Genomic DNA, 21,008 nt, shown 5'->3' with positions numbered 1-21,008 from the left:
GAGCCGAATGACGCATCGTTTCTCCTGGCTGCGGTTTGCCGCAGCGGCCTGCGTCGCGGGCATGGCCTTCGCGGCCGTGCCCGCGCATGCGGGCATCTTCGACGACGATCAGGCCCGTCAGGCCATTCTCGATCTGCGTTCGAAGACAGATAGCCTGTCGAGTCAGTTGTCGGCCGCGCAACGCACGATCCTCGATCAGTCCAACCGTCTCGACCAGTTGAATCAGCAGGTCGCTACGCTGCGTGGGCAGAACGAGGACATGGGCAATCAGCTCGCCACGCTGCAGAAGCAGCAAAAGGACTACTACACCGATCTGGACACGCGCCTGAAGAAATTCGAGCCGCAGCAGCAAACGGTGGACGGCGTCCAGGGCGAGGTGCAGCCGGGTGAGACCGAGTCGTTCAACGCGGCTTCGCAGCAGTTCCGCAACGGCGACTTCAAGAATGCGGCGGCGTCGTTCCGCACCTTCATCTCCAAGTTCCCGAACAGCCCTTACCAGCCGACCGCGCAGTACTGGCTGGGCAACGCGTTGTACGCGCTGCGCGACTACAAGGGCTCGACGGCGACCTGGCAAGGTGTGGTGAAGAACTATCCGCAGCATCCGCGTGCGCCGGAAGCGCTGCTCGCGATTGCGAACAATCAGCTCGAGCAAGGTCAGAAGGCCGCGGCCCGCAAGACGCTGGAGCAGATCGTCGCGCAGTACGGCGGCTCGGACGTCGCGCAATCGGCTCAGAGCAAGCTGTCGCAGATCAAGTAGTGGGTATCGATTAAGCAGTTGGCAGTAACGCGCAGTGTCCGAATTCATAGCCACGCGCGCCTCTCGCTGGAAAGCCCGGGTATTGCTATCCGGGCTTTTCACTATCTGAAGTGCCGGTAGCGCCGAGGTCGCGATGGGTTGACATCTCTCTGCGGCTATCGCTATAATTTCGCTTCTCTTTTGGGTCGTTAGCTCAGCTGGTAGAGCAGCGGACTTTTAATCCGTTGGTCACAGGTTCGAATCCCGTACGGCCTACCAAAAGATTCAAGGGCTTAGCGTTCGCGCTAGGCCCTTTTTCTTTGGTAATTACGAATGCGGTCGCCACCATCTGAAACGAATTCCATTGAGGCACCCGTGAAAATGGCTGCCCACCCCTCTCCGCCCAGCATCGTCTTTCCTAGCCCATGCTGACGACTGCCGCGACGAAAAACAATATGCAAATGCACGCCTCCTTGCCCGTCCATCCGGTCTTGGCCTCTCCGGCGAAACAGTGAATACGTGCAAGACTACAAGCGATTCCACCGTCGACGCACGGATGTTCCCGCGATTCCATATTTCAAAGATTCGCTTTTCAACTACGTCTGCAAATCGACCGCCAGAAGATCCAGCAACAAGCTACGCAGCCTATGCAACGCGGCAACCATACCGAACCCACCATCCAAGTTTGTGCACAAACGAAGCGCTCGTCCGCATCCCCCTCATCGGCAACCTTGACGAGCAGATCGATCGTAACGCCGCCAATCGCCCCGTTTTTCCGCCACGCGACGGTCATCCCGGCAAAGGCAATCGATGTGACTCCTTGATTGTATGCATGACGAATGCGCTGCGGACCTCCCGCACATGCGGCAACGCCGCAAGCACCTTCCGACTGAAATTGGCGAACGCATCAAGATCTGTTGCTACTACCCGTAACAGATAGTCTTCCTCGCCCGACAGGATGTAACAGGACAAAACCTGATCGATGGCGTCAAGAGCGTGCTCGAACTCCACCGCATCTCGCTCGTGATGAGACGTTATCTTCACAAACACAAACGCATCTATGCCCAAGCCAAGGGCCTTGCGGTTTAGCAGCAGGCCGTAGCCGTCAATTATGCCGACCTCTTCCATGCGCTTCACACGCCGCCAGCATGGCGATACTGAGCTGTTCGTCTTCTCAGCAAGTGCAGACATCGATATGCGCGGGTCCGCCTGCAGGCAGGCAAGGATGTCCCGATCCGCAGAAGACAGAAGCTGGTCCATGAATTCCTCTATTCGGGATGGTTGGTTTTAAGTGTTTAGCGGCACAAGCGGGCATAACTTGCCTTTTACATGACACCCACTGAAATGTCTTGCCGATATTCGACATCCTGACAGCAAAAATCGAAAAAACAAATCTCTTTTGCATACCTACAATGATCGCAGTTGGAGGAGCGATCAATGTGGAAGACCCTAACACCTGAAGATCTGGACAAAGCGTATTCGCCGAGTTCAGTCGCCGCAAATTATCGCGAGGTCGTCGCGAACTACGGAGAGAGCAGCCACCGTACGCTGGCCCGCGCAAAGTCGCTGCGTCTGAACTATGGCGAGACACCTGACGAATACGTCATTCTGTTCGAGTCGCCGGGGCGGGTTGCCGATTCGCTACTTGTCTTCTTTCACGGGGGATACTGGCAGGATCTGTCCGCGGAAGACTCCTGTTTTCCCGCTGATTCACTGCTGTCCAGCGGCATTGCTTACGCCGCCGTGAACTACACGCTGGCACCGCATGCGTCCGTCGGCACAATCGTCGCGCAAAGTGCAAAAGCGCTGAAGAAGCTCGCCAGTTCAAGGCCCGACACCCGGATTGTCATCGCAGGAAGCTCCGCTGGAGCTCATCTGGCGGCAATGCTGATCTCGACCGACTGGCAAAGGTGCGGACTGAAGACCGCACCCTTCCATGGGGCTGTGCTGCTATCCGGCGTCTATGACCTGCGCCCCCTCGTAACGACGTACATCAACGAGCCGCTAGGGCTGGACATTCAGAGCGCCACGGCCGTCAGCCCTCTGTTCTCGACGGCCTACGCAACGGTTCCCACCGTGGTGTGCTGGGGCGAACATGAAACAGGCGAATTCAAACGTCAAAGCCGCGAATACGCTTCCCAGCTCACGCGGGCAGGCGCGTCCGTGTCCTGTTACGAAGTGCCCGGCAGAAACCATTTCGACATTCTTTTCGATCTGACAGATCCGGCTACCCGACTCGGCGCCGAAACCATCGAACTACTACTTGGAGAGAAATCATGACTACATTGCGCAAGCGTGTCATCCCCGAGGTCCGCGACCCTGTACTTGAGTTGTCGCTCGTCCGGAACGTGGATATCTCCACGGACGAGAGCCGCGAGGAAACCGTCAAGACAACGGCAGGCGAACCGCTGGTCGCATTTGGCGGGAAGAGCAATCCGTTCATCGATTACCACCGCAACGATCTGTTGCTCAGCATCCAGCACATGCGCAGCGAAGGTCACGATGAAATGGTCTTCATTCTGATGACGCAATGCAAGGAGCTCACCTTCAAGGCGCTTCACTACGAAGCCTACAACATGCAACTGCGCATCAAGGCAGACGACGTCGCCGGTGCGCTCGCGCTCGTCCCGCGAATCAAGCGACTCTTCGAGTATCTCGTCAAAACCTGGGATGTACTGTCGACGATCACAACGAGCGGATTCAACGAATTCCGTGACTGCCTCGGCGTTTCCTCCGGCCAGCAATCGTACATGTACCGGCACGTCGAATTCATCCTCGGCAACAAGTCGGTGCGGCTCTCCCAGGCACACGCAAACAATCCGGACGTCTACCCTCAGCTCAAGGCGGCACTCGACTCGCCCAGCCTGTACGACGACGTGCTTGCCCTGCTGAAGCGCAGGGGCATTACCGTTCCGGACGCTGCACTGAGCCGGAACTGGTCCGAGACATATGCTTCGAATCCCGAGGTCGAAAAGGCGTGGCTCGAAGTCTATGCGGACCCCACACCGGACAACGACCTCTACCAACTCGGCGAAGGGTTGATCGAAATTGCCGATCTTTTCTCACAATATCGCTGGCGCCACTTTACGTCCGTCGAACGCATTCTTGGCTTCAAGCCCGGGACCGGCGGATCGGCCGGCGTTGGCTGGCTCAAACACGTGGTTGAGCACCGATTCTTCCCCGAACTTTGGGCAATCCGGACCGTACTGGGCGCCTGATGAACCCCCCTCTTACAGACAGGTCTGCAATGCCTGAAGACAATACGCTCGCCAATACACGCGAACGATTCCACATCCCCGACGGCGTACGATATTTCGACGGCAACTCATTAGGGTTGATGCCGAAGGTGGTCCAGCTTCACGCGTCAAATGTCATTACCCATGAATGGGGCAACGGGCTGATCAGTTCGTGGCACAGCGCCGAATGGAGGACGCTGCCGCAGCGGGCTGGTGCAAAACTCGCGGCGCTGATCGGTGCACGCCCCGACGAAGTGGTCGCGTGTGACTCCACGTCGGTCAACCTGTTCAAGGTGCTGGTAAGCGCGGTGCGGCTCAGACCCGGCAGAAGGAAAATCGTCACGGATGCGGACGCGTTTCCGACCGATCTCTACATCGTGGACCAGGTGGCGCGCCTGTTCGGACTGACGGTAGACGCCGTTCCCGCCAAGGAGATTCCTTCGCGACTCGACGACCAGGTGGCAGCGGTAGTCCTGACACACGTCGACTACCGCAGCGCCGAAATCTACAACATGGAGGAATTCACACGTGCCACGCATGACGCCGGCGCGCTGATCGTCTGGGATCTGTCCCACACTGCCGGGGCCGTACCCTGCGATCTCGACAAAAGCGGGGCCGATTTCGCGGTCGGCTGCGGCTATAAATACCTGAATGGCGGCCCCGGCGCCCCTGCTTACCTCTATGTAGCAGCCCGCCATGTCAGCGCCTGCGAGCAGCCTCTCGCCGGATGGTTCGGCCACGCCCGCCCGTTCGATTTCGCGCAGAAATACGCACCGGCTGAAGGCACTGATCGCTTCCTGTGCGGCACCAACCCGGTCATCGGCCTTTCGGTCCTGTCGCGCGCACTGGACATTTTCGAAGGTGTCTCAATCGACGATATCCGCGGCAAGAGTCTGCAATTGACGCAGCTATTTATCGATAGCGCCGACCGGCAGCTTGCAACACACGGCTTTGTCGTAGCGTCGCCTCGCGACCCCGCCATTCGGGGCAGTCATGTTTCGCTGCGCCACACGCAGGGTTATGCAGTCATGCAGGAACTCTCACGCCGCAAAATCATTGGCGACTTCCGCATGCCTGATTACATGCGATTCGGATTCGCCCCGCTCTACAACACCGAGGACGAAGTTCATCAGCTTGTCGACGCAATCGACGGAATCATGAAAGAACGTGCGTGGGATAAGCCGGAATATCAGCAAAGACGGGATTTCACCTAGTGCAATCGTGCCGGCGCGTGGAACGCGCCGGCATCTGAAGAGAAATGGACGGAGACATTATGTCAGTACAACGAAATTTTAGTGCGATCGCCACACGGGAAGGCGACCTCGAAAAACGGCTGACGCAGCCCCAGTTAACAATGATCGCCATCGGAAGTGCAATCGGGACCGGGCTCTTTCTCGGTAGCGGTGCTGCGATCCAGATGGCGGGGCCGAGCGTCATTCTGAGCTATGCAATCGGCGCAGTCGTGGCACTACTTCTGATGGGTTGCCTCGGCGAAATGGTAGTAGCCCATCCCACGACCGGTTCATTCGGCGCCTACGCAGAACATTATCTCGGCGAATGGATGGGTTTTCTGGTTCGCTACGCTTACTGGGTGTCGGTCGTTCTGGTCATCGGGGCAGAAGTCACTGCAATTTCCGTCTATATGAAATTCTGGTTTCCCGGTTCGCCTGGGTGGCTCTGGGTCACCTTGTTCTCCGCGTTGCTGATCCTGGTAAATGCCAGCAGCGTCAAGATCTTCGGAACGGCCGAGTACTGGTTTGCAATTATCAAGGTCATCGCTATTGTCGCGTTCATTCTAGTGGGCAGCTACATGATTTACCGTGCGCCGGCCAATAGCGACATCGGCTTTCACAACTACCTTTCCCAGAATGGATTCTTCCCTAAAGGTCTGTCTGGAACGTGGTTCGCCGTAGTCATTGCGATATTCAGCTTCATAGGAATCGAATTCATCGCCGTCGCTGCGGGCGAAGCCACGCATCCTCAACAGGCAGCGCGCAGCGCATTCAAATCGGCATTTTTCAGACTGTTCTTTTTCTACATCTTTACGGTCGCGCTGATGGTTGCGATTGTCCCCTGGCAATCGGCCGGTACGGGCCAAAGTCCATTCGTTCTGGTCATGCAATTGCTTGGCGTTCCTTTTGGCGCAAGCATCATGAATTTCGTCGTTCTGACCGCGGCCCTATCCGCAATGAACGCTCAACTTTACGTGGCAACGCGCATGATTTTCAGCCTGTCCCGCGCAGGCCACGCTCCAGCTTTTCTCGGCAAGGTGAACAGGAATGGTAGTCCCTTGAGGTCGCTCATTTTCTCGACCTTCGGCGTCGGATTCGCGGCGGTTTGCAGCATCGTCGTTCCCCAAGACTCGTTCCTGCTGATGATGTCCATCGCCATGTTTGGCGCGCTGTTCGCCTGGTTCATGATTTTTGTCACGCATTACCGCTTCCGGCGCATTGCCGATAGAGACGACGCGACACTCAGCTTCCGGATCTGGGGGTTTCCGTTCCTGACCATCGCTGGTGGCGTGCTGATGTTTTGCGTGATGGCAACAACACTGCTCCTGCCCGCGTTCCGCATGACGTTGCTCACCGGCATACCTCTTCTCGTCGTCCTGAGCGTGGTGTTCCCGTTCGTTAAAGGACGCGCCGTCTCCCGCAATCTCGCAAAGGATACCGTATGAAAATCTACCCGAACAAATTCGTCGCGGCAGCCGTGCAGTCCGCCCCGGTTTTTCTCAATGCGGATGCAACTGTCGAGCTTGCATGCTCGCTGATCGCCGAAGTGGCGAGAGAAGGAACTCGCCTCGTTGCCTTTCCGGAAGCCTTCGTGGCGGGTTACCCGTACTGGAACTGGACGATGACTCCTGTCGAGGGGAGCGCCTGGTATGAGCGGCTTTACGTGAACTCAATCGATGTTCCGGGCCCCCACACCGACCGGCTGTGCGCTGCCGCCCGCGCCGCCAACTGCTTTGTCGTGATCGGCGTGAACGAACGGGGAGCTCACAGCTACGGGACACTCTACAACACTGTTCTGTTTATCGGCGCCGATGGACGCCTGCTGGGCCGCCATCGCAAGCTGGTGCCCACGTGGGCGGAAAAGCTGACATGGACAGGTGGCGACGGAAGTTCGCTCAACGTGTACGACACCGAGATTGGTCCCCTCGGCGCGCTGGCCTGCGGCGAGAACACCAATACGCTTGCACGCTTTTCGCTGCTTGCACAGGGTGAACTGATCCATGTCGCCAACTACATCGGGTTGCCCGTTGCCCCGAAGGATTACGACATGGTCGAAGCAATCAAGGTTCGAACAGCGGCACACTCGTTCGAGGGAAAGCTCTTCTCCATTGTGTCCTGCTCCAGCATGTCCGAAGAGATCATCGATTGCGTTGCCGGAGACGATGCCCACGCGCGCGAACTCCTGGAACGCGAGCACAGCGCATTCTCGGGAATCTTCGGACCGGACGGGCGGTTGCTAACCGAGCCCCTGATCGACCGGGAAGGAATTGCCTACGCGGAAATCGACCTCATGCGGTGCATCCAGCCCAAGCAGATGCATGACATTCTTGGTCACTACAACCGGTTTGACGTGTTCAATCTCGCCGTGGACAAGCGCCCGAAGCAGCCGATTGATATCCGGGAACTCGCCGGCTCGCGAAAGACCGCCGCCGCGGAGACCGCCGACCTGTCGGCGCCGCTCACGGACGTCAGCTCACCCGTTCAAACTCGCGAGGAACGCCATGCATGACGACAACGTTGCCGGCCGCGCCCGTGTTGTCGACACGCCGGAACTTACCGCTTACTACGCCGAGCTGGCCAGGCACGAAGCCGGCGCACTGTGGACAGTAGCAAACGATATTGAACCGTGGGAGCCCAGGTCGCACGCAGTGCCGATGCATTGGAGCTACGAGGCCCTGAGACCCCTCGTCCTGAAATCGCTCGAACTGGTGAAACCCGAGGATGCCGGTCGCCGCGTGGTGATGCTGACCAACCCCAAACGTCGCGATGTCAGCGCGGCCGTTGGCTGGCTCTATACCGGCATCCAGGTGATGAAGCCGGGCGAGGCGGCGTCGGCGCATCGCCACATGGCTTCGGCGCTGCGCTTCATCATCGAGGGCAGCGGTGCATACACCATCGTCGATGGAGAACGCCTTACATTACGGGCGAACGACTTTGTCATCACGCCAAATGGAACCTGGCACGAGCACGGCAACGACGGCGGACACTCCCCATGCATCTGGCAGGATGGGCTAGACATCCCCTTGATCAACGCGCTTGAGGCAAATTTCTATCAGGTGCACCCCGACCTGCACCAGGAAGTCGCGCGGCCAGTGAACGCGTCCAACTTCAAATACGGCAATATCGCCCTCAAGCCGCTCGAGCCCGACTGGTCCAAATCGTATTCGCCACTGCTCAAATTCACCTGGGAGAGCACCTACGAGGCGCTGCGTCTTTATGCGACGGCAACGGAGGGCTCTCCTTTCGATGGCCTCGTCATGGAATACATCAACCCGCTCACCGGTGGTGCCGTCATGCCGACAATGGGCGCACAGATGCAGATGCTTCGGGCCGGAGAAGCAACGCGCGCTCACCGGCATACCGGCAACGTGATCTACCACGTAGCCAAGGGCCGCGGTCATTCGATCATCGGCGGCCAGCGGTTCGACTGGAAGGAGCACGACATCTTTTGCGTTCCCTCCTGGGCGTGGCACGAACACGCGAACGCGTCCTCCTCCGATGACGCCTGTCTCTTCTCCTTTAACGATTTCCCCGTCATGAACTCACTCGCGATCTATCGCGAGGAGGCTTACGTTCCAAACGACGGGCACCAGATCATTTAAACCGCAAGCAAGGACATCAAATGCGTTTAGTAACCTATCAGGATCGAGCTCGTGAGCAGGCCGCACGGGCGGGCGTACTGATCGATGAGTACGTCGTCGATATTGCCAGACTCGCCGCCCATGATCACGCCGATCTTCCGGCGACCATGCTCGATCTGATCGACGCAGGGCCGCCCGCGCTCCAGCTTCTCCGAAGTCTTTGCGACATGCACAGGTACGCGTGGCCGGTCGGAGTCGCCACCTTGATCGACAATGTGAGGCTTTTGGCTCCTATCCCAAAGCCGCGCAAGAACATCTTCGGCATCGGACTGAATTACGTGGACCATGTCGCAGAGTCGAGCCGCAGCCTGGACACCGCCAGGGAAATGCCCGGCAAACCGGTCGTTTTCAGCAAGCCGCCAACCAGTGTCATCGGCCAGGGGGATGCGATCGAACACGATAGCCGGATTACCCAGCAGCTGGATTGGGAGGTTGAACTCGCCGTGGTGATCGGACGCAGCGCAAAACGCATCGATGAAGCGCAGGCGATGTCGCACGTTTTCGGCTACACGGTGATTAACGACATCAGCGCGCGGGACAATCGTCGCGCGGGGCAATGGATATTCTCGAAAGGTCAGGATACCTACTGTCCGATGGGACCGTGCATTGTGACCGCCGACGAGATCCCCGACCCCCATGGCCTTGCGCTGTCGCTCACGAAGAACGGACGCGTCATGCAGCAGGCCAACACCTCCCAGATGTATTTCAGGATTCCCGCGCTGATCGCCGACATTGCATCCGCGATGACGCTGGAACCCGGCGACATCATTGCGACGGGAACGCCTGCCGGCGTCGGCGCGGGACGCACCCCTCAGGAGTGGATGGTACCGGGTGACGTGCTGGAGGCCTACGTCGAAGGGATCGGCACGCTCCGCAATCCAGTTGTGGCGATTTAAGGACCGGATCTCATGGAAACAAACAGAATATTTCGCATTGGCCAGATCGTCCCAAGTTCGAACGTGACAATGGAGCGGGAAATTCCGGCCATGCTGCATTCGCGGGAACTGGTCGAACCAGAACGCTTCACGTTCCACTCAAGCCGCATGCGCATGAAGCAGGTGACGAAGGAAGAGCTCGAATCGATGGATCGCGACTCAGACCGATGCGCGGCAGAGCTCGCGGACGCCCAGGTCGATGTGCTCGGATATGCCTGCCTCGTGGCCATCATGAGCATGGGCCACGGATACCATCGCGTTTCCGAAGAGAGACTGACCAGCGTCGTCGAGAAGAACGGGTGCTACGCGCCGGTCGTGACGAGCGCGGGAGCATTGGTGGATGGTCTGCGCACACTCGGCGTTCAGCGTATCGCGCTCATCGCGCCGTACATGAAGCCACTGACACAAATGGTTGTCGACTATCTCGAACGGGAAGGCATCCGGGTCATGAGCCATCTTGCACTTGAGATTCCCGACAACCTCGAGGTTGGAGCCCGCGACCCGAACGCACTACGGGCCATCTACAGGCAGCTCGATCTGTCAGATGCAGACGCGGTAGTTCTTTCCGCGTGTGTGCAAATGCCTTCCCTCGCCGCGATTCAGGCCGTACAGGAGGAATGCGGCAAGCCGGTTGTTTCAGCGTCGGTGTGCACTACCTATGCAATGTTGAAGAAGCTTGGCCTGCGCACATATGTCCCTAACGCAGGTGAATTGTTGTCGGGACGTTACTAGAAGAACCTGAAGGGGCGGCCGGTACGCCCCTCATTCATATCATCTGGAGACACGTCATGAAAAAGCCTTTACTGGCATCGGGCATCCCCTGCCTGCTCACTTTTGCCTTCTCAGCCTCCGCTAGCGCGGACACCGCCGTCAAGATCGGACACGTTGCCCCGCTCACCGGTGCCATCGCTCATCTTGGAAAAGACAATGAAAATGGCGCGCGCCTCGCCATCGAAGAGATCAACGCGAAGGGGCTGCGTATCAACGGCGAGACTGTCCGTCTTGAGCTGGATCCGCAAGACGATGCAGCCGATCCGCGTACCGCAACACAGGTTGCCCAGCGACTCGTGGACGATCGCGTTGTCGCCGTTGTCGGCCACATGAACTCCGGCACTTCGATCCCGGCTTCGAAGATCTACAGCGACGCAAATATTGTCCAGATCTCGCCGTCGGCAACCAATCCGACTTACACGCTCCAGGGTTTCAAAACGACTTATCGGATGGTGGCTACTGACGCGCAGCAAGGTCCGGCGCTCGCAGCGTACGCCCGCAACAAACTGAAGGTTTCAACGGTGGCGATCGTTGACGACAGCACCGCTTACGGTCAAGGTCTTGCGAACGAATTCGAAAAGGCCGCAAAGGCCGCCGGTATGACGGTCCTGTCGCATGACGCCACAAACGACAAAGCGATCGACTTCCGGGCAATCCTGACAAAAATCAAGGGCGAAAACCCGGATGCCGTGATGTACGGCGGCATGGACGCGACTGGCGGTCCATTTACAAAACAGGCGAAGGACTTGAGCGTGCGGGCCAAAGTGCTCGGCGGCGACGGCCTTTGTAGCGAGAAACTCGCCGATCTCGCCGGTGCCGCGGTCAATAACGTGATCTGTTCGGAAGCCGGCACCGCCCTCGAGAGTATGCCGGGCGGCAGCGCGTTCCAGGCGAAGTTCCAGAAGCGCTTCGGCCAGCCTATTCAGCTATACGCCCCGTTTACTTACGACGCCGTCTACATCATCGTCGACGCAATGAAGCGTGCCAACTCCGTTGATGCGGCCAAAATCGTTGCAGCGATGCCGTCAGTCGTCTATCGCGGAGTCGTAGGGGAAACCAGCTTCGACTCAAGGGGCGATCTGAAACATGGCGTGATATCTCTTTACGGTTATAAGGACAGCAAGCGGTCCCTTATTGAAGCCGAAAGGATGTAACCGACTTCGACCAATTGGTATTGGTAATTTCGCATTACGTTAATCGCACTATTTATTTAGGCATACTATGAAAAAGACCGCGACAATCTTTTTTTTCTCGTCAGTCTCCGGCCTGGCTTTTGCCCAGTCATCCGTGACCTTGTATGGTCTGGTGGACGCCGGCGTCACCTACACCAACAACGTCCAGAGCGGTAGCTCGCACGGCGCGAACGTGCAGTTCGTGTCTGGATCCGCCCAGGGCGACCGGTGGGGCATGAAAGGTACGGAGGATATCGGCGGACAACAGCATGTCGACTTCGTGCTGGAAAATGGTTTCCAGCTGTCAAATGGGGCACTCGGTCAAGGTGGCCTGGAATTTGGCAGACAGGCCTATGTAGGATTGTCGGGGCCGTGGGGCGCATTGACGCTTGGCCGGCAATACGACTTCATCGGCGACCAGATGCCCGCCTATGCCGTCGCGTCGAATACGCCGGCGGGTCTTCTCGCATGGAGTCTGCCGGCTTATGCGGCAGGGGGATACGCATTGGATAACCGCGTATGGGGCGACCAGACCAATAACGCGGTCAAATACATGACACCTACATTTGCTGGCTTTTCAGCGGGTGCCATGTTCGGCTTTGGCAATACGCCTGGCTCCGTCGCCACGAACAGCACATCCAGCTTCATCGTCAACTATGCGAATGGACCCTTCATGGCGTCACTGGCCTATTACGGGCAACACAATGTCGCGGGCGGCGGCAACTCGCAAGAGTTCGCCGGCGGCGCCGCCTACGTCATCGGGCAAGCACGGCTATTCGGCCTGGTCACGGATGTCAGGCTGAGCGGTGGAAATCGACCACGTGCAACGACAGCGGAAACGGGTGTGACCTACCGACTGACGCCCGCGTTCCAGTTTGGAGGTGGTTTGCAATTCCAGAAACGAAACAACAATCTGGCTAGCGCAAACCAGTTGACACTGACCGCGGACTACAGCCTTTCCAAGCGTACCGACGTTTATGCGGTCGCGGCACTCGCTCATGATCATGCTTTTGGCGCACAGGTACAGGCGGCATTAGGCGACCCTTCGAGTTCCGACGTGCAGTCGGGCGTACGGGTCGGCATTCGTCACCGGTTCTGAGACACACCACGGCGTAGCCTGATTTGTTCAGAACGCGCGTGTAAGGCTGTGGGCGATTTTCGGGTCGCTCACAGCTAACGTGAACCCTGGCCTCGCCGGATATCATCCCGTTTGCGATCCTCCAAACATGAAACTCCAATCAGATGGTCCAGCTGTAAGCACAGTTCGAACCGCCGCATCCAACAGGTGGCCGAGCGACTGCCGCACATCCCGGCGGCAGGAAGAGTCGACCAGCCAACCTGCGCGGCTCCAAGACCTCCATGTGAGTCGGGATAAAGACATTTCGCCACTATTCCGCACCAATTCGCCCTACAAGCTATTACTCGGCGTATGTATGCAAATATTCTTATCGTACGTTTTCTGTTCCGGCGAGATTGACACGCTCTAGTGCCCTCACAACGCAAATGACTAATCGTGGCGTCCACATGATGCCGACCCGACGCCCGCCGGCAATACGCAGCAAGCCCCCACCAAACGGCCAACCCTCGATCCTATGAGGGCAATTTTGATTTGAATCAATGTTGGTTCAAGTTTCATCCGACGACAATGGCAGGCAAAGCCCCCTCGCGGCAATGAGATGCCAAAGGCGCCTCGGGAGTCCGGGCTTTTCAACTACAAGTCGGGGGTTCAACCTTCCGGTTCGTGCCCGTCGGGCTCCAGGGTCGGAGAAAACGATGTCGGACAAGGCAGATGCTGGACTGCGGGGCAACCCGTCGCGCGAGGATTCCATTCACACCGAGGAAAGCTTCCGCCTGTTAGTCGAAGCAATCGACGACTACGCGATCTTCATGCTGGACGAATCAGGCAACGTCGTGAACTGGAACGCCGGTGCACGGAAAATGAAAGGGTACGAGGTCGATCAAATTGTCGGCCGCCACTTCTCGGTCTTTTACACGCCGGAGGACGTAACAGCAGGCCAGCCCGATCTTCTGCTCGCCGCGGCGGTCGCGCAAGGCAGAGTGGTCAGCGAGGGCTGGCGGGTCCGCAAGGACGGTTCGAAATTCTGGGCGAACGTTGTCATTACAACCATTCGCGCCCCTTCCGGCGACCTCCACGGTTTTGCAAAGGTGACGCAAGACCTGACCGAGCGAAAGCGGCTGGAAGAATTCGAACAACTCAGGGCCTTAGCCGCGCACATTCAGGCCGTTCGCGAGGAAGAACAGATCCGCATCGCCCGCGAACTTCATGATGACATCGGGCAGCAACTCACCGCGCTCAAGATGGCACTTGCCGATCTCGAAAGCGTTCTTCGCGGTAACGGAGCCATCGCCGCGCGGACCTCGGCTCATACGGCGGACATGCATCATCTGATCGACGCGACTGTCGCCTCGCTAAGGCGAATCGCAGCCGGATTGCGTCCCATCATGCTGGAAACGCTAGGGCTCACGCCGGCACTCGAATGGCTCATCGACGATTTTATGCAGCGGTACGACATCGCCGTCGAAGCACGGATCGAGACCGATGACATGAGGCTGAGCGAGGCGGCTGACGAAGGCCTGTTCCATGTCGTCCAGGAAGCACTGACCAATGTGGCCCGGCATGCACATGCCGACAAAGTGACGATCGATCTGGCGCGCGACGGCAAAACCTGTGTATTGCGCGTCGCGGACAACGGACGGGGAATGACGCCGGCGGCGCCTCCGCGCCCGACCTCTTTCGGCCTGCTGGGCATGCGTGAGCGGGTTCATCACCTGAATGGCGCAATGTCGATCGACAGCGCACCCGGCTGCGGTTTTCGTCTCACCATCATCTTTCCACTGGACGCCGTGGAACGGAAGCCGCCGGACCCGGACGCAGTCGCATAATTGCGGATTCCGCCTCTCAGAAGAGACGTGATCCGAATCCTGGGTAAATTCAGGCGGACAGAATGCCGATCACATGCGACGGCGCCGCATATTCCATTCGTATCTATGCCATCATGACCGGCGTGGTGAAAGTGAGATGCCGCGTCCGGCATCGCTCACTTCGGCACACTGCCTGATGACGTCCGTATGTATACGCCTGCCCGGCATTCTCGCTACAATCGCGTCACCGGTCGGGTCGCCGCGGTGCTCGCAGGTGCCTTGTTCAATTCCGCCGGATGATCCACTCAAACCATCATGGAACGCGCTCCTGAAGAATACGATCCCGAAGGGGCCGACCCGGTAGTCGGGCCGTCCAAACCACGGCTGTTCGGCGTGCTGGGGCCCGGCCTCATCGCCGGCGCCTCGGACGACGATCCAAGCGGCATCGCTACTTACAGTCAGGTTGGCGCCGGGTTCGGCTACGGCCTTTCGTGGACGCTGCTCTTCAGCTACCCCCTCATGGTGGCGATCCAGATCATCAGCGCGCGAATCGGGCGCACCACAGGGCATGGCATTGCAGGCGTGCTGCGGCGGCACTATCCGGGTTGGCTGCTGCAATGGGTTGTGGTGCTCCTGCTCATTGCCAACATCATCAATCTGGGTGCCGACCTGGGTGCGATGGCCGATGCAATGGCGCTTTTGCTGCCGGGCCCAAAGTGGCTATATGTGCTGCTGTTCTCGACGATCTGCGTGAGCATGCAGTTACTGCTGCAGTACACACGCTATGTCGCCGTGCTCAAATGGTTCACGCTGTCGCTGTTCGCCTATTTCGCGGTGCTCGCGGTGGTGCATATCGACTGGGGCCAACTCGCGCGTCACTTTTTCGTTCCCCACCTGCACTGGACATCGAACTATCTGACCGCGGTCGTCGCTGTCTTCGGCACGACCATCAGCCCCTACCTCTTTTTCTGGCAATCCGAACAGGAAGTCGAGGATATGAATGTCCATCCGAGACGCCAGGACCTGTTCGACGCGCCGCAGCAGGGACCGGCCGCGCTGCACCGGATTGAAGTCGATACGGTAGTGGGTATGGGCTTGTCCAACCTGGTGGCGCTCGCCATTCTGGCCACCACGGCCGCCACGCTTAACGTCGGCGGCATTACCGATATCCAGACTTCGGCACAGGCGGCCCAGGCGCTGCGCCCGATAGCCGGCTCGTTCGCGGCGCTTTTCTTCACAACCGGAATCGTCGGGACGGGATTGCTGTCCGTACCCGTGCTGGCCGGGTCGGCCGCCTACGCGATCGGTGAAGCACGCGACTGGCCGGTCGGCTTCACCCGCAAAGTGCAGGAAGCAAAGGCGTTTTACGCCACGATCGCGATTGCCACCCTTGTCGGGATGATCGTGAATTTCACCTCGGTCAACCCGATCAAGGCGCTTTACTGGAGTGCCGTGGTCAACGGCGTGGTCGCCGTGCCGGTCATGTTTGTCATGATGCTGATCGCCTCGCGCGCGGATATCATGGGCCGCTTCGTCGCGGGCGGCAGCCTGCGCATACTGGGCTGGCTCGCCACCGCGGTCATGCTGCTGATCACCCTGGCGATGGTGGCAACTTCGTTCTGACCGTGCGTCGACCCTGCGGTTGCCGTCGGGAGCCGACCGGCAACCGGGGACGGCGAACTCAATCCTGCCCCGCCATGCTGCGAAGTTTCGCCGGATCCAGCACCGTTATGAGCCTTGGTCCCTTGCGGCGCACCGCCTCCTGGGTCTCCAGAACATGCAGGCCGCGGCTGACGGATTCAACTGACAGGCCAAGGTAATCGGCAATGTCATGCCGGGACATCGGCAGCATCACTTCTCCCTCGATGCGCCCCTGCTCCGGGTAGGCGTGCTGAATCCAGATCAGAAAGCTGGCCAACCTGGCTGGCGCATCATTTTTCGATACGGTTATCGTGTGATGTTGCGAGCGCCGTAGTTCATGGCATAGTTTGCAGAGCAGTCCGATGTCCAGACGCGGATCGCGTTCAAGAATCTCCGCGAGCGCCTCGACCGGTATCCGGTACGCGACAAGGGGCGTGAGCGATTGGGCGGTCGCCACATAGGCGCCGTTTTCGCTGAGCCCCATCAGATCCCGCGGAAATAGAAAGGCGGTAATCCGCTTGTCTCCGTTCGGCAGCAGTTGATAGGTTTCCGCGACTCCGCTAACGATGTTGTAGGCGAAACGCGCATCACCGCCTTCCGGATAAAGCACCGTATGCCGCCGGACCGTGACGAGCCGCGAAATGGCGATCAGCGCGTCCTGTTCGGATGTGGATAGCAATTCGACTGCCGTGCCGTCGCCGTGCCGCTGGAATGGCACCGCAAAAATCGAAGGCCTGTAGCGAGATGCAGCGGGTAAGTCATCCTTCATGATGTTCTTTCTTTCGAGGTTTGTCTTCTCAGGAAAGCCGGTTCGGCAAGCGTTCGCCAAAACCGGGCAGGCCGGTACGACTTCAGCGGCGCTGTGGGCCGTCAGGCAGGCAAATTGCAGCACCAATGGTCACGCCAAGACTAAAGGAAGGTCCGGCCCTTCCGTTGATCTGCCTCAAGCAGGTCATATAGCGTGGCCTGTGGCAACCAGCAGCGCACATCGCGACTCGAACCCCTAACGCGCACCCGCGGCAATTTATATCACAATCACATATAATCACCCGGCAGCAGTCTCGCGCCTGCCTATTGAAACTTTCGCGCCACCGCACGAACTCTCACACGACTCGACCCGATCTTGCCTCGCTCCGCCGTCACTCGCTGGCTCGCCCGCCGCGTGCCGCCGCCCATCGCCCTTGCGTGGAAGGAGCGGTTGCGTTCGTGCGTCGGCGCATTGGTAGGCATTGCGTTCACCGGGGCCGTCACGCATCTGCTGCTGGGTTCGAGCGGCAATATCCCGTTGCTGGTCGCGCCTATGGGCGCTTCGGCCGTGCTGCTGTTCGCGGTGCCGGCGAGTCCGCTTGCGCAGCCGTGGTCCATCATCGGCGGCAATCTCGTTTCGGCGACGGTGGGCGTTGCCTGCGCGAGCTGGGTCGGCGATCCGCTACACGCCGCGCCGCTCGCCGTCGCCGCCGCGATCTGCGCCATGTTCGCGCTGCGCTGCGTGCATCCGCCGTCTGGAGCGGTTGCGCTCACGGCGGTGTTGGGCGGCCCGGCCGTGCATTCGCTCGGCTACCGCTTCGTGCTTGAGCCGATCGCGCTTCAGTCCGCGGCGCTCCTCGGCGCCGCAATCGTGTATCACGCCGTCACCGGCCACCGCTATCCGCACTCGGCACGGCAAATCGCAAGCGAATCGGACCCGGCCGCTCAACCGCGGCCTGGATTCACGCGCGCGGATCTCGACGCCGTGCTCAAACGGCAAAGCGAACTGCTCGACATTGCCCCCGACGACCTCGAATCCCTGCTGCGCGCCTTGCAGTTGCAAACCTACGCGCGCAGTTTCGACGAGCTCACCTGTGCGAGCATCATGTCGCATGGCGTGATCACCGTGTCGGCGCACACGCGGGCGGCAACCGCATGGAGCATTCTGCAACGCCACGGCGTGAAGGCGCTTCCGGTCACGAACGAGGAAAGGCACGTGGTCGGAATCATCACGCGGGCCGACCTCGGCGGTGGCCGGCAACCAGGCGTGCTCGCCAGGCTGCGGCACCTGCTGCTCGGCCTGCGCCGCGCCAGCGAGCCTACCGTCGGCACGCTGATGACCACCCACGTCCGCACGGTCGACACCACCACGCCTATCGCGGACCTGGTGCCGCTCTTCGCCGACTTTGGACACCACCACATCCCGGTGCTCGACAGCCGAACGAGGCAACTTGCGGGAATGGTGACTCAGGCGAATCTGATCGCCGGGTTATACCGCCAGCCCACCACGCCAACGCGAGCGTCGCAGCGCGCGGCCTGAAAAGTCATCCCGATTCCATTAGGCGTCGCCACATCCAAATACATCATGTTGTGATATAAATGACGTTTCTCTCATGCAAGCCCCAATGAAAACCCAACGCCGCGAACTGGAAAAGTCCGATTTCGAGCAGTTGTCCGAGTTCCGCTATCAGATGCGGCGATTCGAACGCTTCTCGGAACAGGCAGCGCAAACCGAAGGCATCACGCCTTTGCAATATCTGCTGCTTCTGCACATCAAAGGCTACCCGCAGCGGGACTGGGCGACCATCGGCGAACTGGCCGAACGGCTGCAGGCCCAGCATCACGGCGTCGTGGCGCTGGTGTCGCGTTGCGAAGCGCTTGGCCTCGTCAAACGCAAAGTCAGCGAGACCGATCGCCGCCAGGTGGAAGTGCACCTGCAAAAGCCCGGCGAAAAGACGCTGGCCAAACTGGCAACGCTGCACCGTGCCGAACTGAAGTCGCTCGAAGGCGCGTTCAATGTGCCGCAAATCGACCGCTAGTGCGCGGCACGCCGCTCACTGGCTACTCACCTCAACATTGCCTCGATCATGACAGCCGATACCCATAAGCGCGACTTCGCCGAAAACCGCCGGCTGCCCGGCATCGCTTTGCTGGCAGCGGGCATCGGCGTCATCAGCACGCTGGCTGCTTTCGTGCTGCTGAATCTGATCCACCTGTTCACGAACCTGTTTTTCTTCGGCGCGCTTTCCTTCGCGGAACGCTCGCCGGCGCAGAACACGCTCGGCGCCTGGGTCGTGCTGGTGCCGGTGGCGGGCGGTCTGATCGTCGGACTGATGGCGCGCTTCGGCTCGGAGAAAATTCGCGGCCACGGCATTCCGGAAGCCATCGAAGCCATTCTGTTCGGCAAGAGCCGCATGTCGCCGAAGGTAGCGATCCTCAAGCCGCTGTCCTCCGGCATCGTGATCGGCAGCGGTGGGCCATTCGGCGCGGAAGGCCCCATCATCATGACGGGCGGTGCCTTGGGTTCGCTGATTGCGCAGTGCGTACGCGTGAGCGCCGCGGAGCGTAAAACGCTGCTGGTCGCCGGCGCCGCGGCCGGCATGACCGCGGTGTTCGGCACGCCGGTCGCGGCAGTGCTCCTCGCGGTCGAGCTGCTGTTGTTCGAATGGCGGCCGCGCAGCTTCTTGCCGGTCGCGCTCGCCTGTGCGGTGGCGGGTTTCGCGCGCGGCGCCCTGTTCGGCGCGGGACCGTTGTTTCCGCTCGAAACGGTGCCGCCTGGCGCGCTCTCGCTGTTCACCTGCGTGATTGCCGGCTTACTCTCGGGAGCGCTGGCAGCAGGCCTCTCCGCCGCGCTCTACAAGACCGAAGATCTGTTCGGCAAACTCAGGATCCATTGGATGTGGTGGCCCGCGCTCGGCGGACTCGTGGTCGGCATTGGCGGGTTTATCGAACCGCGCGCGCTCGGCGTGGGCTACGACGTCATCGGTGATCTGCTGCATTTGCATCTGGCCTTGCAGGTTGCGCTTGCGTTGCTGCTCGTCAAGGCCGTCATGTGGGTCGTCGCGCTCGGCTCGGGTACGTCGGGCGGGGTGCTTGCGCCATTGCTGATGCTGGGCGCCGGTCTCGGCGTGGTGTTGAGCCATCTGATGCCGGGCAACGATCCGGCGCTGTGGCCGCTCGTGTGCATGGCGGCCACGCTCGGCGCGACGCTCGGGGCGCCGCTGACCGCAATCGTGTTCGCGTTCGGCCTGACGCATGACAGCAACGCGTTATTGCCGCTACTCGCCGCAACGCTGGTCGCACACGGCTTCGCGACGGTCGTGATGCGCCGCTCGATCATGACGGAGAAAATCGCACGCCGCGGATATCACATCTACCGCGAATACGGCGTCGATCCGCTGGAGCGCCATTACGTCGACGAAGTCATGACACGCGACGTCGAAACGATAGACGCACACTCGACAATCGACGAAACGCTGGCGCGGTACTTCGGCCCGCTGCAAACGCATCGCGCGTATCCCGTGATTCGGGACGGCGTGTTGACCGGGGTTATCGATCGCACGGCTCTCGAACGCATGAGTACCGCTCCCGACCGCGAGGGCGCCGCGACTACCTTGCTCGAACTGATGCAGACGCGCGCGTCCGTCGTCGCCTTGCCCTGCGAGACTTGCCGGCTCGTTGCAACGCGTCTCGCGGTCCATGGCCTGGAACGCATGCCCGTGGTGGACGACGTGAACACGCGGCGAATCGTCGGCATCGTGTCGCGCAGCGATCTGGTGAAGCCGTCGCTCGCGCATTTCGACGAAGAGCATAAGAAGGAGCGCTTCCGGCGTCTCGGCACGCGCGCCGCGAAGCGTCGCCTTTCGCCGCTCCGCCGCACCGGCTGACATGAATCGGGAAGCGCGGTATCGATCCACACTGCATAGGAAAACGTAAATCACAGATTTTTCCCGCAACGTTTTCCATCATTTCACCCGACCCGATCGGCAATTTCCCAAGCCAACCTCACCCGAA

18 protein-coding genes and 1 tRNA gene are annotated in these 21,008 nt (G+C 59.8%); 17 read left to right on the top strand and 2 right to left on the bottom strand.

Going from position 1 to position 21,008, the window contains the following annotated elements:
* The first annotated feature begins 7 nt into the window (after positions 1–7).
* Both ybgF and PDMSB3_RS02920 read left to right on the top strand, forming a co-directional pair.
* A complete protein-coding gene (ybgF, locus tag PDMSB3_RS02925) occupies positions 8–757 on the top strand; it encodes a tol-pal system protein YbgF (RefSeq protein WP_007179124.1) in 750 nt (249 codons plus the stop codon).
* Positions 758–939: 182 nt separating this feature from the next.
* Positions 940–1,015 (top strand) — tRNA-Lys (locus tag PDMSB3_RS02920).
* A gap of 510 nt (positions 1,016–1,525) precedes the next feature.
* Here the strand turns inward: PDMSB3_RS02920 and PDMSB3_RS02915 are convergent.
* Entirely contained in the window at positions 1,526–1,996 is a 471-nt protein-coding gene (locus PDMSB3_RS02915; protein WP_165184485.1) for an Lrp/AsnC family transcriptional regulator, read from the bottom strand.
* 177 nt (positions 1,997–2,173) lie between these two features.
* Between PDMSB3_RS02915 and PDMSB3_RS02910 the strand changes: the two genes are divergently transcribed.
* From PDMSB3_RS02910 to PDMSB3_RS02855, 12 genes are all read left to right on the top strand, one after another.
* Positions 2,174–3,016, top strand: coding sequence for an alpha/beta hydrolase (locus tag PDMSB3_RS02910; protein ID WP_165184482.1), 843 nt, complete (start codon positions 2,174–2,176; stop codon positions 3,014–3,016).
* A complete protein-coding gene (locus tag PDMSB3_RS02905) occupies positions 3,013–3,954 on the top strand; it encodes a tryptophan 2,3-dioxygenase (RefSeq protein WP_165184480.1) in 942 nt (313 codons plus the stop codon). Before PDMSB3_RS02910 ends, PDMSB3_RS02905 begins: the two co-directional genes overlap by 4 nt.
* Positions 3,924–5,186 (top strand): kynureninase, encoded by a 1,263-nt coding sequence (kynU, locus tag PDMSB3_RS02900; protein ID WP_232064091.1) that lies wholly within the window; start codon positions 3,924–3,926, stop codon positions 5,184–5,186. The genes PDMSB3_RS02905 and kynU overlap by 31 nt, the downstream gene beginning before the upstream one ends.
* 59 nt (positions 5,187–5,245) lie before the next feature.
* Positions 5,246–6,649: an amino acid permease gene (locus PDMSB3_RS02895; RefSeq protein ID WP_165184477.1), complete on the top strand. Its 1,404-nt coding sequence runs from the start codon at positions 5,246–5,248 to the stop codon at positions 6,647–6,649.
* Positions 6,646–7,713, top strand: a complete 1,068-nt coding sequence (locus PDMSB3_RS02890; RefSeq protein ID WP_165184475.1) for a carbon-nitrogen hydrolase family protein — start codon at positions 6,646–6,648, stop codon at positions 7,711–7,713. Before PDMSB3_RS02895 ends, PDMSB3_RS02890 begins: the two co-directional genes overlap by 4 nt.
* A complete protein-coding gene (locus PDMSB3_RS02885; protein ID WP_165184472.1) occupies positions 7,706–8,806 on the top strand; it encodes a cupin domain-containing protein in 1,101 nt (366 codons plus the stop codon). Before PDMSB3_RS02890 ends, PDMSB3_RS02885 begins: the two co-directional genes overlap by 8 nt.
* A 20-nt stretch (positions 8,807–8,826) precedes the next feature.
* On the top strand, positions 8,827–9,741 hold the full coding sequence (locus PDMSB3_RS02880; RefSeq protein WP_165184470.1) for a fumarylacetoacetate hydrolase family protein: 915 nt from the start codon (positions 8,827–8,829) through the stop codon (positions 9,739–9,741).
* Between the two features lie 12 nt (positions 9,742–9,753).
* Complete coding sequence (locus tag PDMSB3_RS02875) at positions 9,754–10,512, top strand: maleate cis-trans isomerase family protein (protein WP_165184468.1); 759 nt, start codon at positions 9,754–9,756, stop codon at positions 10,510–10,512.
* Between the two features lie 56 nt (positions 10,513–10,568).
* Positions 10,569–11,705, top strand: a complete 1,137-nt coding sequence (locus PDMSB3_RS02870; protein ID WP_165184466.1) for a branched-chain amino acid ABC transporter substrate-binding protein — start codon at positions 10,569–10,571, stop codon at positions 11,703–11,705.
* A gap of 67 nt (positions 11,706–11,772) precedes the next feature.
* The gene (locus PDMSB3_RS02865) at positions 11,773–12,822 is read left to right on the top strand and encodes a porin (protein ID WP_165184463.1); all 1,050 of its coding nucleotides are present in this window, start codon (positions 11,773–11,775) and stop codon (positions 12,820–12,822) included.
* 674 nt (positions 12,823–13,496) lie between these two features.
* Entirely contained in the window at positions 13,497–14,627 is a 1,131-nt protein-coding gene (locus PDMSB3_RS02860; protein ID WP_165184461.1) for a PAS domain-containing sensor histidine kinase, read from the top strand.
* A gap of 294 nt (positions 14,628–14,921) precedes the next feature.
* Entirely contained in the window at positions 14,922–16,229 is a 1,308-nt protein-coding gene (locus tag PDMSB3_RS02855; protein WP_007179180.1) for an NRAMP family divalent metal transporter, read from the top strand.
* Between the two features lie 58 nt (positions 16,230–16,287).
* On the opposite strand, the gene PDMSB3_RS02850 is transcribed toward PDMSB3_RS02855, so the two are convergent.
* A complete protein-coding gene (locus PDMSB3_RS02850; protein ID WP_232064240.1) occupies positions 16,288–17,139 on the bottom strand; it encodes a Crp/Fnr family transcriptional regulator in 852 nt (283 codons plus the stop codon).
* Between the two features lie 231 nt (positions 17,140–17,370).
* On the opposite strand from PDMSB3_RS02850, the gene PDMSB3_RS02845 reads away from it, so the two are divergent.
* The 3 genes from PDMSB3_RS02845 to PDMSB3_RS02835 all read left to right on the top strand — a co-directional run bounded on the left by PDMSB3_RS02845 (position 17,371) and on the right by PDMSB3_RS02835 (position 20,881).
* Complete coding sequence (locus PDMSB3_RS02845) at positions 17,371–18,534, top strand: HPP family protein (RefSeq protein WP_165184458.1); 1,164 nt, start codon at positions 17,371–17,373, stop codon at positions 18,532–18,534.
* An 85-nt stretch (positions 18,535–18,619) separates the two neighbouring features.
* Complete coding sequence (locus tag PDMSB3_RS02840; RefSeq protein WP_165184456.1) at positions 18,620–19,033, top strand: MarR family winged helix-turn-helix transcriptional regulator; 414 nt, start codon at positions 18,620–18,622, stop codon at positions 19,031–19,033.
* 48 nt (positions 19,034–19,081) lie between these two features.
* Complete coding sequence (locus tag PDMSB3_RS02835; RefSeq protein ID WP_165184453.1) at positions 19,082–20,881, top strand: chloride channel protein; 1,800 nt, start codon at positions 19,082–19,084, stop codon at positions 20,879–20,881.
* Positions 20,882–21,008: the final 127 nt, after the last annotated feature.

Origin of the sequence: Paraburkholderia dioscoreae, from assembly GCF_902459535.1 — a bacterium.
Classification (GTDB): Bacteria; Pseudomonadota; Gammaproteobacteria; order Burkholderiales; family Burkholderiaceae; genus Paraburkholderia; species Paraburkholderia dioscoreae.
Note: the sequence above shows the minus strand (reverse complement) of the source record. Positions and strands in the feature narration are given on the sequence as shown.